We start from the raw sequence: 279 nt of genomic DNA, 5'->3' as shown, positions 1-279 counted from the left end.
GCCTTCTGGTTTTGTACCTTCTGAAGATGGCGGCAGGTTATACATAACTTACCAACTGCCGGAAGCATCATCAACAATTCAATCGGTTAATGTGATGACCAGACTGATGAAAATTGTGGCATCAACTCCGGGAATACTGCATTATACTGCCATTTCCGGGTTCAATATTCTTAACGGCGGGGCCAACTCAAACAATGGCTCCATGTTTTGTATGCTCACTCCCTGGGATGACCGCACCACTCCTGATACCCGGATACAAGGTTTAATTAACGTAATTAA

The 279-nt window shown here is 44.4% G+C and carries 1 protein-coding gene; it reads left to right on the top strand.

Translation table 11 applies throughout. The annotated features are described in order from the left end of the window. The coding region (locus ACEN88_RS35355) for an efflux RND transporter permease subunit (RefSeq protein WP_413347070.1) at nucleotides 1–279 on the top strand (279 nt) is incomplete at both ends.

Origin of the sequence: Massilia sp. CT11-108 (genome assembly GCF_047302915.1) — a bacterium.
Lineage (GTDB): Bacteria > Pseudomonadota > Gammaproteobacteria > Burkholderiales > Burkholderiaceae_D > Telluria > Telluria orientalis.
This window is presented reverse-complemented; position numbering and strand designations above follow the sequence as displayed.